We start from the raw sequence: 16,092 nt of genomic DNA, 5'->3' as shown, positions 1-16,092 counted from the left end.
TTATTCGACCCCAAGTATCAAATTCGTTACTTGCTCACGATTAGCTGAAATCATATCGTCTGGTACATTTTGACCGTTTGTAATATAGGCCACACCGATATGACTAGTTTTCATCATATGGAGCATAGCACCATATGTAGATGTTTCATCAGCTTTTGTAAAAATAAATTTATTAATTTTTATTAATGAAAATTGTTCGTATATATCCATCATGTCTTTTTGTTTGGCTGTTAAAGCTAACACAAGAAATGTTTCCATATCATGTTCAAAATCAACAACCTTTTTTAAGTCCTCAACATATTGTTGATTTCTAAAGTTTCTGCCTGCGGTATCAATTAATATAATGTCGTAATCCTTAAACGCTTCACATGCTTGTTTGTAATCCTCCAAGCTGTAGCAAACCTCTAATGGAACATTTAATATTTTCGCATACGTTTTCAACTGATCAATGGCAGCAATTCGATACGTATCGGTTGTGATTAACGCTACCCTTTTTTTATACTTCAGGGCACATTCAGCAGCAATTTTGGCTAATGTTGTCGTCTTACCAACACCCGTTGGTCCCACAAGGTTTATATATTTTTTCGTAAAGGTAATTCTACCAAATGAAAGAGTGCTCAAACGATCATATAATTCTTGTCGCAACCACTTTTTTACTTCTCTTTCGTTTGCACCCGAACCATTTGAATACCATTTTTGTAGAAGTGATGTTAGGAGTTCATCCCTTATGTCCTTTGGAACTTCCTGATCCAATAAGCGCTGAACACAATTTTGTATGGGCTCAGGAAGCGGAAGATCCGTTTGCTGTTCTGTGATTGTTTGTAACATCTTTTTTAAACCTGCAATTTCAGCAAGCATGTCCACATCAGGCTTTTTATTGCCTTCGTTTGTCTGTTGTTTAGGTAGGGGGTTGGGAATAGACGGTGCTACATTCCTACTCGTAAGTGGAACCACTTCTCTATTTTCCATTGTAGGCATCGGTTTCACTATAGGCTTCACCTTCACCTTGGGCTGTTCAAATTGCATTTTTCTTTCTGCTTGAACCACTTCATCTATGGCCGCAATCACTTCAATATTTTCTTTTTTAAATAACCCTAAGAATCCGCCTGTTGTGACAATCTTAGAATTTAATATTACTGCATCGTTTCCAAGCTCCGCTCGAATCTGCTTCATTGCTTCAGGCATAGTCGGAGCTGTATATTTTTTTACCTTCAATCTATATTCACCACCCCAACGCTTTGTACTTCTACATTCGCTTCAAGCTCATTGTATGAGAGAATCGGTATCTGTGGAAAATATCGCTCTGTTAACTGTCGAACGTACATTCTTACAGCTGGTGAACATAACACAATTGGCGATTGTTCCATAATAGATAGCTGTTCTACTTGAGTAGCCAGAGACTCTAAAATAGATTGTGAAACAGAAGGGTCAAGTGCTAAGTAGTTCCCATGCTCCGTTTGTTGAATATTATCGACAATCAACTTTTCAATTTTCCCCGAAACAGTCACCACTCGAATCGTTTGACCACCGGCACGGTATTGATTAGTAATCTGTCGTGCTAGTGCTTGTCGAACGTATTCTGTTAGCAAATCGGTATCGATAGTTACCTTTCCAAAGTCGGCAAGTGTTTCAAATATAATTGGTAAGTTTCTAACAGATACATTTTCACGAAGAAGCTTCCCAAGTACTTTTTGGATTTCACCTACTGTTAAAGGATTAGGTGTTACCTCTTCTACTAAAATCGGGTAGCTTTCTTTTAAATGATCGATTAACTGCTTTGTTTCCTGTCGACCCAGTAGCTCATGTGCATTGTTTTTTATGACTTCAGTAATATGAGTCGATACAACAGACGGCGGATCGACGACTGTATATCCGAAAATTTCCGCTTGCTCTTTTACTTCTTCAGTAATCCATTTCGCTGGTAAGCCAAACGAAGGTTCAACTGTATCAATTCCCTCGATACTATCATCGTCAATTCCAGGGCTCATCGCTAAGTAATGATCCAATAACAACTCACCTCTAGCCATTTCGCTCCCTTTAATTTTCAAACGATACTCATTGGGTTGAAGCTGAATATTGTCCCGGATTCGAACAACAGGTATCACAAGACCTAATTCGATAGCAAGCTGTCTACGGATCATGACAATCCGATCAAGTAAATCTCCGCCCTGATTAGAATCAGCTAGTGGGATTAACCCGTAACCAAATTCAAATTCAATTGGATCTACATTCAGAAGACTGACCACACTTTCTGGCTTCTTCATTTCATCTGTCTGAATTTCTTCTTCCATTTCTTGAATCTCTGTCATGTCCTGCTTAGGAACTCTAGAAAACATGTACCCACCTAATACTAATAGTCCTGCGATTGGAATGGTTAATATATCTTCTATCGGCGTAAATAGACCAAGTATGAAGATTGTTCCACCGGTAATATATAGCATTTTTGGATAAGCCATTAATTGTCCAGTAATATCCGTTCCTAAATTCCCCTCTGAGGCAGCTCTTGTTACAACAATACCTGTCGCAGTTGAAATTAATAATGCAGGCAACTGACTAACAATACCATCTCCTACGGTTAGCAAAGAAAAATGTTTTGCAGCTTCAGCTATTGGTAAACCAAGTTGTGTCACACCAACAATAATCCCGAAAATCAAGTTGATCATCACAATAATGATCCCTGCAATGGCATCTCCCTTAACAAACTTACTTGCTCCGTCCATCGCTCCGTAAAAATCAGCTTCCCTGCTAACCTTCTCACGACGCTCCTTTGCTTCGTGCTCAGAAATCATTCCTGCATTTAAGTCTGCATCTATACTCATTTGCTTACCAGGCATCGCATCGAGTGTAAATCTCGCTGCAACCTCAGATACACGCTCTGATCCTTTTGTAATAACAATGAATTGGATAATAACAAGAATAACAAAAATTACAATCCCAACAATTACATTTCCCCCTACAACGAAATGGCCAAATGTTTCAACCACTCCACCCGCTTCCCCATGTGTAAGGATTGCTCTTGTTGTTGATACGTTAAGCCCCAACCTATAAAGGGTTAACAGTAATAACAGTGATGGGAAAACCGAAAATTGTAAAGGTTCCTTCATATTCATACTATTTAACAGCACAAGAAGAGCCAATGAAATATTCAGCATAATTAATATGCTTAATAACCAGGTTGGGAAAGGAATAATGAGCATCGCGACAATTAATATTACGCCTACTACAACCGATAAGTCTCGTCCAGACATCACTATCTCTCCTCAAGTAATACAATAATATCTTTATATCTTTTGCTTTGTTTTATAAACAAATGCTAGAATTTCTGCAACTGCCTTAAAAAACTCCTCTGGAATGGCTTCTCCAATTTCTGCTTGACTGTATAACGCTCTAGCTAACGGGCGATTTTCCATCATAACAACATCATGCTCTTTAGCGATCATCTTAATTTTTTGAGCCATAAAATCTACGCCCTTGGCAACTACGTAAGGAGCATCCTGCTTGGCTTCATCATATTTTAAGCAAATAGCATAATGAGTTGGATTCGTAATGACAACGTCCGCAGTAGGAACATCTTGCATCATTCTTCGCATGGCCATTTCACGTTGTTTTTGCTTGATTTTCCCTTTTATTTCGGGATTTCCTTCGATATTTTTATACTCATCCTTTATATCTTGTTTAGACATTCGAATCTTTTTTTCGAAGTCATATTTTTGATACATATAATCCAGGATGGAAAGAAATAAAAGGGCTGCAGACGCAATCAGTCCCATTTGTACAGTTAACCCTGCTAACGTAATCATGGAAGCGCCTATAGACTTTTGAGACAGAATTAAGATATCTTCTTTCCGATTCCATAAAACAGCAAAGGTGACTCCACCGACAAAACTAATTTTAAGCATGGACTTTAGCAGCTCTACAATCGCACGCATTGAAAAGATATTCTTTGCTCCCTTTATCGGATCAAGCTTTTCAAGCTTAGGTTGAATCGCTTCTGTTGAGAAAAGAAATCCAAACTGAGCAAAATTCGATGCGACACCTGCTACCATAGCTACTGCCATAATTGGTGCTAAAATAAGAACGATTTCACTAAGTATTTCAAGAAACATCATTTGAATATTGCTCTCGGTTATCTCCAGTTTCATATATTCTTGGAATGAATGTTGGAATAATCGAAAAATGATATCCTTTATATATCCACCTGCAAAGAAAAGGAACAAGAAAACAGCAAGTAAGACGACGGCTGTATTCACATCCTGACTTTTTGCAACCTGACCTTTCTTCCGTGATTCCTGCCGTTTCTTTGGGGTAGCTTTTTCTGTTTTTTCCCCTGAAAAGAACTGTAAATCCAAACGTAGGGTTTTCAAGTTACAGACCCCCAATCAATTCCATTAACCCTCTCATCATTGTTAACATCGTTTCAAATAGTGTTGCAACAGCTCCTAGTAATATACTCATAACAGCAATAAGAACAATAAAACCAACACCTAATTTTAGAGGCAGACCCACCACAAAAATATTTAGCTGGGGTACGGTTCTTGCTACAATTCCGAGGGCAACATCAACCAAAAATAGGCTTCCAACAATCGGTATTGATAATTGGAGGGCAACACCAAACATTTTTGAAATAGATGAAAGTATGTAATTAGGTATGCTTGCATCTCCTAGTGGAATCCAAGCTTGTTCCAAAGGAATAAATTGATAACTAAAATAAATTCCATCTAGTAAAAGATGATGTCCATTTAATGCTAATAAAAAAAACAAAGATATCGTATATAAATATTGTCCCATTAATGGACTTTGCGTTCCTGTCTGAGGGTCAATCACATTTGCAATCGCTAACCCCATTTGGAAATCAATAAAACCGCCTGCTATTTGGATGGCCGCCATAATGACATAAGCAATAAAACCCAACATAATACCAATCATCGCTTCTTTTATTATCAATAAAAAGTAAGCACCGTTTATTTCTAAAACCGGTGCATCAAATGTAAAAATCATAATCCATGATAAGAAAAATCCAAGTCCAACCTTATGAGTTGTCGGAATTGAACGATAAGAAAATAATGGCATTAATAAGAAAAAAGATGTAACCCGAACAAACACTAATAAAAATGCTGGAAATGTTGGAAGGAAATCTACCATTGGTTATCCCACATACCTTGTTAAATTAGTAAAGATTTCGTTTGCATAGGAGAGCATATGACTTAGCATCCAAGGTCCAAAAAATACTATTCCTAGCAAAACTGCAACAATTTTTGGAACGAAAGCTAGCGTTTGTTCCTGAATTTGTGTCGTCGCTTGGAATATACTTACAATTAACCCTACTATTAAAGCCAATGCTAGCAAGGGGCCACTAATCAGTATGACCATCCAAATCCCCTGTTCAGCAATGGTAATTACACTATCTGGAGTCAATCCAATCACCTTCTTAGAAGCTATCTAGTAGTGATTTAACCACTAAGTACCAACCGTCTACTAAAACAAATAGCAATATTTTAAATGGTAAAGAAATCATAACCGGTGGAAGCATCATCATACCCATGGACATTAAGACACTTGCAACAATCATATCGATTACTAGAAATGGGATAAAAATCATAAAACCAATTTGAAACGCTGTCTTTATCTCACTGATTGCAAACGCTGGTACAAGAGTGGTTAAAGGAATATCAGCCACCGTTTCTGGTCGCTCAGCCTTTGAATATTCAAGAAAAAGAGCCAAATCCTTTTGCCTCGTATGAGCACTCATAAACTCTTTTAGTGGCAAGGAAGCTCTTGTATAGGCTTCTTCAAGATTGATTTCTTCATTAAATAACGGTGTTAACGCTTGATCATTGACTTCTTGAAAGGTTGGCGCCATGATAAAAAAGCTTAAAAATAAAGCTAATCCAATTAACACTTGATTGGGTGGCATTTGTTGAGTAGCAAGCGCCGTTCTGACAAAGGAAAGAACGATTACAATTCGGACAAAGGAAGTCATTAGAACCAAAATACTAGGAGCCAAGGAAAGAACGGTAAGCATTAACAGTAGCCTTACTGAGGTAGACACATTTTCAGGATCGCTGCCGTTAAAAAACTCCATAAATTCATTCATCGCTTGTCTGACCCTTTCTTATCCATTTCATCAAAAAGCTTTTTCCTCCCTTTTGAGAGTTCCTCAAGCTGAGCTTTTAAAGTAGAGGAAAATGAGGTTTCTTCCTTACTAGTACCTTGCTTTATATTTCGTGTTCTTTCAATTAGCTTTGTCACAATATCGCTTGGTTGAACAAGCTGGTCCATACGATTGTTATAATCATTAATGATTTGGCGCGCTTCATCCTCATCATCGATTTCTTTTAGTAGCTTTACATCTTCGCCTACCCCAACTACTAACACACGATTGCCTATTTTCACAATTTGAATGGAGCGATTTGTTCCTAGTGCTGTTCCACCTAAGTTCTCCACAAGTTGATTACTAGAGAAGGAACGACTTCTTTTATTGATAAATTTTAATACTGCATACAATAATGCAATAACAAAAATAGTTGCAAAAACCATTTTAATGAAATCCCAAAAGGTCAAACCAACTGTTGGTGTATTTTCATTATTGTCAGTCGCAGGTTCCTCATTATTTTCTACTTCTTTCAATTGATCCTCACTACATTTGCTTTCGTCCTCTAAGCAGTCCTTAATACTGTTAAATTGCTCTGCCAAGGCTCCTTGATTGGAGCCCAGCAAAGCAATAAGTACTAGAAGCAACACTTTGAAGAATAACTTTCCTTTTTGCAATGCGCTGCACCTCTAACTTAAATTATTAACCAAGTGTTTTTGAGATTGCTTCAATTACACGATCCGCTTGGAAAGGTTTTACAATAAAGTCCTTTGCTCCCGCTTGGATTGCATCAATAACCATTGCTTGCTGACCCATTGCAGAACACATAATGACCTTAGCATTTGGATTAATTTTCTTAATTTCCTTTAATGCAGTGATTCCATCCATTTCTGGCATCGTGATATCCATTGTCACTAGGTCCGGGCTTGTCTCTTTGAATTTTTCAACTGCTTGAGCCCCATCTGCCGCTTCTCCAACAACTTCATATCCATTCTTGGATAGTATGTCCTTTATCATCATTCGCATAAATGCAGCATCGTCAACAATTAGAATTTTATGTGCCATGAAAATTTAACCCCCAAAAATTATCTTAATTTTTTTATTCGATCACTCTGACTAATGATGTCTGTTACGCGAACACCAAAGTTTTCATCAATCACAACTACCTCACCTTTGGCAATCAGACGATTATTTACAAGAATATCCACTGGTTCTCCTGCTAGTTTGTCCAATTCAATTATTGAACCTGCTGATAACTCAAGAATTTCTTTAACTGACCGTCTTGTACGACCAAGTTCAACCGTAACCTGAAGAGGAATATCTAACAGCATGTCAAGGTTTTTAGACTCTGATTGCTGAAGTGGCGGATATTGCTCAAAGCTTGAAAAACTTGCTGGTTGAACATTTGGCTGTGCACCCATTGACGCATAAGGTGAACCAAAATGCTGTGGACCTTGTGGATACACTTGAGTTGGTGGGGCTTGGTAGTAGCCAGGTGGCGGTACTTGGCCCCATTGCTCTTGGTTCGGATGAGTTTGTGTTGGTGGTTGCATTTGTCCACCATAGCCTCCTTGCATTGGAGGTTGCTGCCCTGCACTTGGAATTGGTGTAGGCTCCACTAGGTCATTAGCCCTATGAGCACTCGTATCCTCTATTTTACCTGATTCCTTTTCATTTGTGGGACTTGGATTTAATAATTCTTCCACTAGTCCTTTTGCAAACTCTAATGGTACCAATTGCATGATACTAGAGTCGATTAATTCACCCACTTTTAGTCGGAAAGAAATTTTCACTAACATATCATCGACTGGAAGTCTGTCTGTCCCTTCCCCTTCAAGTACATTTAACATGTCAATCGAAGGCGGTGAAATATCTACCTTTTTACTAAAAATGGTCGACATCGAAGTGGCTGAAGAGCCCATCATTTGATTCATTGCTTCTTGCACTGCACTTAATTGGATTTCTCCCATTAGGTCGGCTGGTTGTATCCCATCCCCGCCTAACATTAAATCAGCTATGATTGCTGCATCAGACTGCTGGATAACTAACAGATTGGTTCCTGAAAATCCTTCCGTATAACTCACTTGTATCGCAACATATGGTTGTGGGAATTCCTCTGCTAGTCTATTCTTTGGTATGACAACTACAGTAGGTGTGGTAATATCTACTTTTTGATTTAGAAGAGTTGATAGTGCTGTTGCTGAACTACCAAATGAAATATTACCAATCTCCCCAAGAGCATCTTGTTCCATCGAAGAAAGATAATCTTCCACATTAATGGCTTCTTCTGTTGCCATGTCATTATCAGGTTCATCTGTTCCTCTTAGAAGAGCATCTATTTCATCTTGTGAAAGCATGCCATCACTCACCATCATCGTCTCCTCCCTTCAATGTCTCTAATACTTGCACTGCAAGCTTTTTATTTACCTTTCCTGGTTGGGCCAAGAATTTAGGTATATCTCCAACTTTAATTGTTAATGCTCTATCGATTGCTTGATTCAACTCAATAACATCACCAATATCTAGCAATAGGAAATCTTGAATAGAAATTTCCGAATGTCCAAGCTCTGCAGAAATAGGAACAGTAGCTGTTTGAATTCTTTTTTCTAATTGAGCAATCTCCTGCGGTTCTCTTTCCTTCTTTTCTGTTTGCATCCAATAGTGAACAGAAAGCTTTGGAATGATCGGTTCTAACACAACATGAGGAATACAAATATTGATCATTCCAGTTGTTTCCCCAATCACGGTATTAAGAGAGATTACGACAACCGTCTCATTCGGAGATACCATTTGCAGAAATTGAGGATTGACCTCAAACGCAGCTAAATACGGATCAATTTCTGAAATCGTTGACCAAGCTTCCTGTAAGTTATCAAAGGATTTTTCAAATGTATTGGACATGATCTTTGTTTCAATTTCTGTTAAATTCTCTACCTTATTAATACTGGAACCTCTACCACCCATAAGGCGGTCTAGCATGGCATAAGCGATATTTGGATTCACTTCCATCAGGATTCTTCCTTCAAGTGGCGGAACCTCGAAAACGTTTAAAATTGTCATTTTCGGAATGGAGCGAATGAATTCCTCATAAGGAATTTGGTCTGCTGATGCAACAGAAATTTGCACATACGTACGTAATTGAGCTGAGAAATACGTGGTCAACAATCGAGCAAAATTCTCGTGTATTCGCGTTAGACTACGGATTTGATCCTTCGAGAATCTTAGTGCCCTTTTAAAATCATACACACGAACTTTCTTCTCAGATTGCTCCTTTTTTAACTCATCCGCATCCATTTCTCCAGTTGAGAGTGCCGATAAGAGAGCATCTATTTCACTCTGTGAGAGTACTTCACCTGACAAATGTCCTCACCTCCGTTCTTCCTCTCTAAGGTTGCTATCTTACTGGAGGAGTGATTCTGTAATATACACATGCTCTACTTTTCCTTCTTGCATGATCTCAGAAATCTTCGTTTTTAAGTCATTCTCTAGCTTTTGCTGACCTTCTTTTCCTTTTAAATCCTCAGCAGTTTTTTCAGATAACTCTAAAATGATGATGTTTTTCACCTGGAAATCTCTTTTTTCTAATTCTTCTTTTGCTTTTACACTATCAGTTTGAATTTTGAATGAGATACGAATAAAGTCATTACTAGCAAGGTTTGCTGTCATTTGTGGAATATCTACTGATGCTTCTAGCACTTCATCAATGGTTAATTCCTTTTCTTTATCTTCCCCAGTAACCTTAAGAATCACTACAACCGCTATGGCACCAACCAGTGTTATTGCGACTAGCAAGATTGCCATAATCATGACTAGCTTATTTTTCTTCATTTTCTTTATCCTCCACCTGAAGCCGTCCTAAAAGGTTGACAGATTGATAAAACTTCTGTATTGCTTCATAAACTTGATCCTCTGCCTCTTTTACGACATATTTCCGCCCATTTGAAAGCGTGATGGTCGTATCGGGAAAAGATTCGATTGTTTCAATATAAACAGCATTTAACATGAATGACTTGCCATTTAGACGGGTTACTTTAATCACGGCTATTATTAGGGTTGAGTGTTTGGCTCAACCCTATCCCTCCCTTAGCTTATCGTTTTAAGTTTACAAGCTCTTGTAAGATTTCATCTGATGTTGTAATAATACGTGTATTTGCTTGGAATCCTCTTTGTGCAGAGATCATTTCAGTAAATTCTTCAGATAAGTCAACGTTTGACATTTCTAATGTACCAGCTGCGATTGAACCTCTACCTTCACCTGCTACATTAATATTTGCCACACCAGAGTTAATGGACTCTTGGAAAAGGTTTCCTCCAGCCTTTGTTAAACCTGATGAGTTGCTGAATTTAGCTAGAGCAAGTACACCAAGAGTTCTTACTAAACCGTTTGAATATACTCCATTGATTTCACCAGAAGAACCGATGTTAAAGCTCTCTAGAGCTCCTTCTGTGTTTCCGTTAGGATTAACTAGTGCACTTGTGCTTCCAGCTACTTGAGTTAACTCACTAAAGTTAAATGTAACACCATTGATTGACGATGAATCAGTAGTAATGTTACCAGTAAATTCTTGTGGTGTTACAGTACCATTCTCAAAATCAAGCGTAGTCAGAAGTGTATCATTTACACTCACTTCCCAAAGATCTTCATCTGTTTTTGTAAATTTGACATCAACTCTGTGTGCTTGGCCAGAATTATCAATTACTTGAACCTGTTGTGTGAATGGTGTTCCATCGCTCACTGAATTACTTGCAAGGTTCCCCGAGATTGAAATAATATCAGTTGTAACCGGAGGTAATACTGCATTTACGTTTACAGCCACATCACCGAACTGGTTAGATACATTTCCTGTATTTGGATCTATAGTAAAGGCCTGTACTTTGTACCCATCGCCGTTTACTAAAGAACCATTATCATCTAAGTAGAAGTTACCAGCTCTTGTATAGAACTGTGCATCTCCTTGTTTAACCATAAAGTAACCATCACCTGAGATCGCTAAGTCAAGTGAGCGACCCGTAGTTTGCAAACTTGATTGTGTATGAATGGTATCAATGGTTGCTAATGTAGAACCGAGACCAACCTGTGTAGGGTTTTTCCCTCCTCGGTTATCTTGTGATGCACTTGCCCCTGACACCATTTGGTTCATTGTGTCTTTAAATGTTACACGACCTTTTTTGAAGCCATACGTATTTACGTTTGCAATATTGTTACCAATAACATCTAATTTAGTTTGGAAGTTTTTCATTCCACTAATACCTGAGTACATTGAACGTAGCATGATTTCGTTTCCCCTTTCATAGTAAGCTACTTCTATCGGTCCGTAGCTTGTTGGCCTCCAGTTGGTCCAGCCAAAACAATTATTCTAAAATGATCGTTCCATTAATATTTGTAAAAATTTGTGCAGTAGCTTCCTGCCGATCCATAGCCGTTATCACTGTATTATTTTTTGCACTGACAATAAGGGCTGCATCCTGTAACAATACGAGCGAATCTTTAACACCCATTTTCTTCGCTTCATTTACTTTCTCTTGAATTTGGCCCCACTTGGCCTCATCGATTTGAATACCCCTTTGGGACATTCGCTCTTTTGCATGTTTACTTAATGTTAGTTTTTCTGGTTGTAATGCTTTCTGTAAATGCTGAGAGAAAGAGTCCGTGCTCGTAGGTTTAGATGTAACCGATCTTAGTTGATGGTTACTAATCGGCTGCGAATGAATCGGTCTAAACATAGACTTGTCCATTCAAACCATTCCTTTACGCTTCTATTTTTGTAATACTTGTGCTTGACACACTCTCTCCATTTTCTAACTGAAAGAATGATTTCCCATCTTTTAAGGAAACGGATATTACCTTGGCTTCTTTTACTTCATTGTTTTCAGAAGAATAAGTGACCGTTTTTCCAATCATCATACTGGCTTGTAAAAGCATGGTGTCGCCTTTGGTGTCATTGATTTGCGAGATGTTCCCAGATGTTAAACTTGTTCCGTCCTCTAACAAGAAGGTCGCTACTCCATCTGTAAATTTCAAAGATACAATCTTTCCTGTACCTTGTTCAATTTCAGAACTTCCATCATCTGATTCCGTTAGCTTATGCCAACTAACTTCTTTCCCGATGAACTGACTGTATGAAATTAATTGGTTTTGTTCTTGAGCACTGACTAATGATGTAATGGACTTATTCATATTGGTCATTTGTTCAAGGCTTGTAAAGGTAGCCATTTGCGCAATAAAGTCTTTATCTTGCATTGGGTTTAAAGGGTCTTGATTTTGCAACTGTGTCATTAAGATTTTTAAGAAATCATCTTTTCCTAATGTATCTGAACCAGTACTACGTTGAGTAGTTTGATAGTTTGATAGTAAAAGAGATGAATTAATTGTGTTTGCCATTTTTTTCACCTACACTTCCGTATTTAAGAGTGCTTCTTCAAAGGATGAGGTAAAAACTTGATCAGATGTTTGTTCTTCCTTTTGTTCAGCTTGTTCCTGCCTTGCTTGTTGTTGTTCACCGTCTCGGTTTAAGAATCGCTCTTGACCTGATGTGTGTTGAGAAATCTCGACGCGTTCAACCTGAATGTTTTGAGAATTAAAGGCTTGCTTTAAATGATTAAGTTGACCTTCAATTGCCTCCTTTGCCGCCTGCGTTGATGTGACAATTTTCGCAACCATGACAGAATCCTGTTGAATAATCTCAATGCGTAGCGATCCTAAATTTCCTGGATTTAGCTGTAAAAACAATCTTTGAACGCCATTAACATTTGAAAATTGGCTTCTAGCTAAAATATTTTCAAACTGCTTTATTAATTGTTCCGATTGGACTTGCTTTGATCCATTTGAAAGAGTTAGCGTTAATTGTTCAGGTCTTGACATCTGCATAAATTGTACAGAACCAGAAATCATATCTGATTTTGATGAAGGCGTACTCGTTAATTCTTCTCTTGAAGAGGAACTTGTCATAATACTAGAGAAAGTTTGTTTTAAAAAGGCTAGTCTCGAAGCAGTTTGCTCACTTTTAAACATGTTTCCCTCAAGGATGATTGTTAATTTTGCACTTAATGACTTAAAATCAAGTTTATTAGATTCTCCATTTAATGAGTCTTGATTTTTCGCCATTAGTTCATAAAGCTTTGTTACCTTTATTAGTTTTAAAGAGTCCTTATCTAAAACATTACCTAGCTGGTTCGCTGTTAATTCACTCATTTTTTCTACGACTTGAAGCAGCTTTGCTAAATCACTTTGCCCTTCCCCACCTTCAACTTGGAGCTTCTCCACTACGTTAGATAGCAAATTTTGAAATTGGGTATGGCTCATTCCTAGATAATTCTCAATCATTGCAAGTAAATCTTCGTTACTATTCGATATCAATTGATCCAGCAGCTGTAAACCCTCTTCCACTTCTATGAGATCCTCTTTAGATAAAAGGGATAAAAGTTCTTTTACGTCTGTAGCAGTTATTTTCACTGTCGTGTGTTCATTCGATGACTCTTCTACAGGAGCAGTAGCTGATTGGAGAAGATTTGAAAAGGATGATTTCTCCTGGCTCGTAGAAGCCTTGTTCAACTGTGAAGCAAGCTTTTGAGTGAAACCTAAGCTCTCGATTTGCATATTTTCAATATCACCTCCTTCTTATGAACAAAACCGTTACTCTTGGTTGTTTTCAGCGGTAAGAAGCTCTGTATATTTTGCAGCGTCCTCTGCTGTCATATTTTCCATAATCGCCGCGAGTTGATCTGATTTTATAGTTGTTAGAATTTTTAGTGCTTCTTGTTCACTCATGGCTGTAATAATTGGCGCCGCCTTTTTTGCCGACATCGATTCATACGTTTTAATAATATCTTTAAACGCACGCTTGTTTTCTTCTTGAATGGCCAAGAGTTCATCAATTTGCTGCTGCAATTGTTCTTTTTCTAGATTTGATCGCTCTACTTGAGTATCTTTGCTTTCGATTTCGGATTCCAACTTTTCAATCTTGGCCTCTCGATCCTTAATCTCACCTTCTAATGCGATTATGCTCTTTTCCCACTCTTCTTCCGTTTGTGTTCCTTCTTCTGAAATTAGCGAGGAAACAAATGGAATCTGTGCACTAAGCTCTTTGGACTTTTCAAATACGTTTACCCCAGCAAAGCTTAAAACAACTAACGCAACTGTAACTAAAAACAAGAAGGGAATAAGAAAGACAAAAATAAACATTTGAAATTTATTTGATTTCTTTTCTTCTATTTCTTCAATTTCCTTTGCCATTCAATCACCTAACCTTCTCGATTCATGTACATTTGTATCGAGATATCGTCCATCTGTTTACCTTCGAATACTTTTAAATCCTCGGTAAATTTCAAGTAATCCTTTTCTCGGATTTTTTCATATTTTTTTACTTCTATATTTTTTTCTAACAATTTCTCCTGAAATAGAAGCATTCTGTTTCTGGCGTTGATAACCATCTTTTGATAATGTTCAATCATCTTTTCGATATTACTAATGAACTGTTGGTGATGACGAATTTCTTGAATAGATAGTCCCCCATGTAGGCGTTCGGACTGATATACTTCAAGATCCTCTTTCCTTTTTAACAGTTCATAAAGCTTTTCTGCCACTTCTTCAAATTTTCGAACTGAATCTTGGTAGATAGAAACGGCTTCGTCTTTTTCACGTTCTTTTACAGCGAGGATTTTATGAAACTTGAACTCATATCTCATTATTAGTCACTTCTTCCAAGTAATTCATATAACGATTGGACACCTTGTTCAAAGGATACCTTTTCATCAGTTGCTTGCTTAATAAACGAAATAATCTTAGGATACGAAGCAATGGCATCATCTATTTCTTTAGAAGATCCACGTTTATAGGCCCCGATATTTATCAAATCCTCAGAATTGATATAGGTACTTAATAACTCTCTCAGTTTTTCAGCAGATTTTTTATGGGCTTCAGGTACTATATTGTTCATAATTCTACTCACGCTTTTCAGCACATTAACAGCCGGATACTGGCCCTTATTAGCTAATGATCGATCAAGAACAAAGTGTCCGTCCAATATCCCACGTACGGTATCGGCGATCGGTTCGTTCATGTCATCTCCATCAACTAGTACCGTATAAAATGCAGTAATTGATCCATGTTCATTCGTACCTGTTCTTTCTAACAATCTAGGTAGTATCGCAAATACAGAGGGTGTATATCCTTTCGTTGTCGGTGGCTCTCCGATAGCCAACCCTACCTCACGTTGGGCCATTGCAACCCTTGTTACTGAATCCATCATCATCATGACGTTTAAACCCCGATCACGAAAATACTCCGCTATCGCGGTTGCTGTAAAAGCACCCTTTATTCGCATTAGTGCTGGCTGATCAGAAGTTGCGACAATAACGATTGACCTTGCTAAACCCTCTGGTCCTAAATCCTTCTCGATAAACTCTCGAACCTCACGACCACGTTCACCAATTAATGCGATCACATTCAAATCAGCATTTGTATTACGAGCAATCATTCCAAGCAATGTACTTTTCCCTACACCACTTCCGGCAAAAATCCCTACACGCTGACCCATACCGACTGTGAGAAGACTATCGATTAATCGAACCCCTACTTCTACAGGTTCAGATATCGGTGGTCTTGTCATAGGATTCGGTGGATCCTGGTCTGTTCCTACTGATCCAAGTCCTTTTGGAAGCTGACTCCCGTCGAGAGGTTGCCCTAAAGAATCTAGTACGCTACCGATTAAAGCTGGACCTATCTTCACCTCTAAAGGCTTCAATGTTGCCTCTACCAAACAGCCTGGTGAGATTTCATTTAAGCTTGTATAGGGCATAAGCAGTATATTTTCATCCTTAAATCCAACAACCTCAGCTTGAATTTTCCGGTTGTTTTTGCCGATATGAATGTAACAAACATCACCGATTGAGCTTTCTGGTCCTTGCGATTCAATCATTAGACCCACGACACGCTTTACTCTTCCATAGCGTTTAAACGTTTTCATCTGATCAATTTGTCCCAACAAATCGGCAGCTAGCAC

At 38.1% G+C, this 16,092-nt stretch carries 19 protein-coding genes; all 19 read right to left on the bottom strand.

The features are described 5' to 3' along the window. The gene (gene flhF / locus MKX65_RS08325) at positions 1 to 1,215 is read right to left on the bottom strand and encodes a flagellar biosynthesis protein FlhF (protein WP_340903213.1); all 1,215 of its coding nucleotides are present in this window, start codon (positions 1,213 to 1,215) and stop codon (positions 1 to 3) included. Further along, positions 1,212 to 3,248, bottom strand: a complete 2,037-nt coding sequence (flhA, locus tag MKX65_RS08320; protein ID WP_340903212.1) for a flagellar biosynthesis protein FlhA — start codon at positions 3,246 to 3,248, stop codon at positions 1,212 to 1,214. Before flhA ends, flhF begins: the two co-directional genes overlap by 4 nt. 33 nt (positions 3,249 to 3,281) lie before the next feature. Further along, on the bottom strand, positions 3,282 to 4,364 hold the full coding sequence (flhB, locus tag MKX65_RS08315; RefSeq protein ID WP_340903211.1) for a flagellar biosynthesis protein FlhB: 1,083 nt from the start codon (positions 4,362 to 4,364) through the stop codon (positions 3,282 to 3,284). 1 nt (position 4,365) lies between these two features. Further along, positions 4,366 to 5,142: a flagellar biosynthetic protein FliR gene (gene fliR, locus MKX65_RS08310; RefSeq protein WP_340903210.1), complete on the bottom strand. Its 777-nt coding sequence runs from the start codon at positions 5,140 to 5,142 to the stop codon at positions 4,366 to 4,368. 3 nt (positions 5,143 to 5,145) lie between these two features. Continuing rightward, positions 5,146 to 5,415 carry a flagellar biosynthesis protein FliQ gene (gene fliQ / locus MKX65_RS08305; RefSeq protein ID WP_340903209.1) on the bottom strand — a complete coding sequence of 90 codons (270 nt, stop codon included), beginning with the start codon at positions 5,413 to 5,415 and terminating at the stop codon, positions 5,146 to 5,148. 13 nt (positions 5,416 to 5,428) lie between these two features. Then, the gene (gene fliP, locus MKX65_RS08300) at positions 5,429 to 6,094 is read right to left on the bottom strand and encodes a flagellar type III secretion system pore protein FliP (RefSeq protein ID WP_340903208.1); all 666 of its coding nucleotides are present in this window, start codon (positions 6,092 to 6,094) and stop codon (positions 5,429 to 5,431) included. Beyond that, positions 6,091 to 6,768: a flagellar biosynthetic protein FliO gene (locus MKX65_RS08295; RefSeq protein WP_340903207.1), complete on the bottom strand. Its 678-nt coding sequence runs from the start codon at positions 6,766 to 6,768 to the stop codon at positions 6,091 to 6,093. The genes fliP and MKX65_RS08295 overlap by 4 nt, the downstream gene beginning before the upstream one ends. 25 nt (positions 6,769 to 6,793) lie before the next feature. Continuing rightward, on the bottom strand, positions 6,794 to 7,156 hold the full coding sequence (locus MKX65_RS08290) for a response regulator (protein ID WP_160545590.1): 363 nt from the start codon (positions 7,154 to 7,156) through the stop codon (positions 6,794 to 6,796). Positions 7,157 to 7,176: 20 nt separating this feature from the next. Continuing rightward, positions 7,177 to 8,463 carry a flagellar motor switch phosphatase FliY gene (gene fliY / locus MKX65_RS08285; RefSeq protein WP_340906193.1) on the bottom strand — a complete coding sequence of 429 codons (1,287 nt, stop codon included), beginning with the start codon at positions 8,461 to 8,463 and terminating at the stop codon, positions 7,177 to 7,179. Continuing rightward, positions 8,453 to 9,451, bottom strand: a complete 999-nt coding sequence (gene fliM / locus MKX65_RS08280; RefSeq protein ID WP_340903206.1) for a flagellar motor switch protein FliM — start codon at positions 9,449 to 9,451, stop codon at positions 8,453 to 8,455. Before fliM ends, fliY begins: the two co-directional genes overlap by 11 nt. 39 nt (positions 9,452 to 9,490) lie before the next feature. Next, complete coding sequence (fliL, locus tag MKX65_RS08275) at positions 9,491 to 9,919, bottom strand: flagellar basal body-associated protein FliL (protein ID WP_160545592.1); 429 nt, start codon at positions 9,917 to 9,919, stop codon at positions 9,491 to 9,493. Beyond that, complete coding sequence (locus MKX65_RS08270) at positions 9,906 to 10,130, bottom strand: flagellar FlbD family protein (RefSeq protein WP_340903205.1); 225 nt, start codon at positions 10,128 to 10,130, stop codon at positions 9,906 to 9,908. Before MKX65_RS08270 ends, fliL begins: the two co-directional genes overlap by 14 nt. Positions 10,131 to 10,179: 49 nt before the next feature. Continuing rightward, a complete protein-coding gene (flgF, locus tag MKX65_RS08265) occupies positions 10,180 to 11,364 on the bottom strand; it encodes a flagellar basal-body rod protein FlgF (protein ID WP_340903204.1) in 1,185 nt (394 codons plus the stop codon). A gap of 79 nt (positions 11,365 to 11,443) precedes the next feature. Continuing rightward, entirely contained in the window at positions 11,444 to 11,827 is a 384-nt protein-coding gene (locus MKX65_RS08260) for a TIGR02530 family flagellar biosynthesis protein (protein ID WP_160545595.1), read from the bottom strand. 13 nt (positions 11,828 to 11,840) lie between these two features. Then, positions 11,841 to 12,473 (bottom strand): flagellar hook assembly protein FlgD, encoded by a 633-nt coding sequence (gene flgD, locus MKX65_RS08255; RefSeq protein WP_340903203.1) that lies wholly within the window; start codon positions 12,471 to 12,473, stop codon positions 11,841 to 11,843. Between the two features lie 9 nt (positions 12,474 to 12,482). Continuing rightward, positions 12,483 to 13,688 carry a flagellar hook-length control protein FliK gene (locus MKX65_RS08250; RefSeq protein ID WP_340903202.1) on the bottom strand — a complete coding sequence of 402 codons (1,206 nt, stop codon included), beginning with the start codon at positions 13,686 to 13,688 and terminating at the stop codon, positions 12,483 to 12,485. A 36-nt stretch (positions 13,689 to 13,724) separates the two neighbouring features. Then, entirely contained in the window at positions 13,725 to 14,324 is a 600-nt protein-coding gene (locus MKX65_RS08245; protein WP_340903200.1) for a MotE family protein, read from the bottom strand. 8 nt (positions 14,325 to 14,332) lie between these two features. Beyond that, positions 14,333 to 14,776, bottom strand: a complete 444-nt coding sequence (gene fliJ, locus MKX65_RS08240; protein WP_340903199.1) for a flagellar export protein FliJ — start codon at positions 14,774 to 14,776, stop codon at positions 14,333 to 14,335. A 2-nt stretch (positions 14,777 to 14,778) separates the two neighbouring features. Continuing rightward, positions 14,779 to 16,092: a flagellar protein export ATPase FliI gene (fliI, locus tag MKX65_RS08235; RefSeq protein ID WP_340906192.1), complete on the bottom strand. Its 1,314-nt coding sequence runs from the start codon at positions 16,090 to 16,092 to the stop codon at positions 14,779 to 14,781.

Origin of the sequence: Robertmurraya sp. FSL R5-0851 (assembly GCF_038002965.1) — a bacterium.
GTDB classification, from domain to species: domain Bacteria; phylum Bacillota; class Bacilli; order Bacillales; family Cytobacillaceae; genus Robertmurraya_A; species Robertmurraya_A beringensis.
The sequence above is the reverse complement of the archived record's forward strand: the minus strand, read 5'-3'. Positions and strand labels throughout refer to the sequence as shown.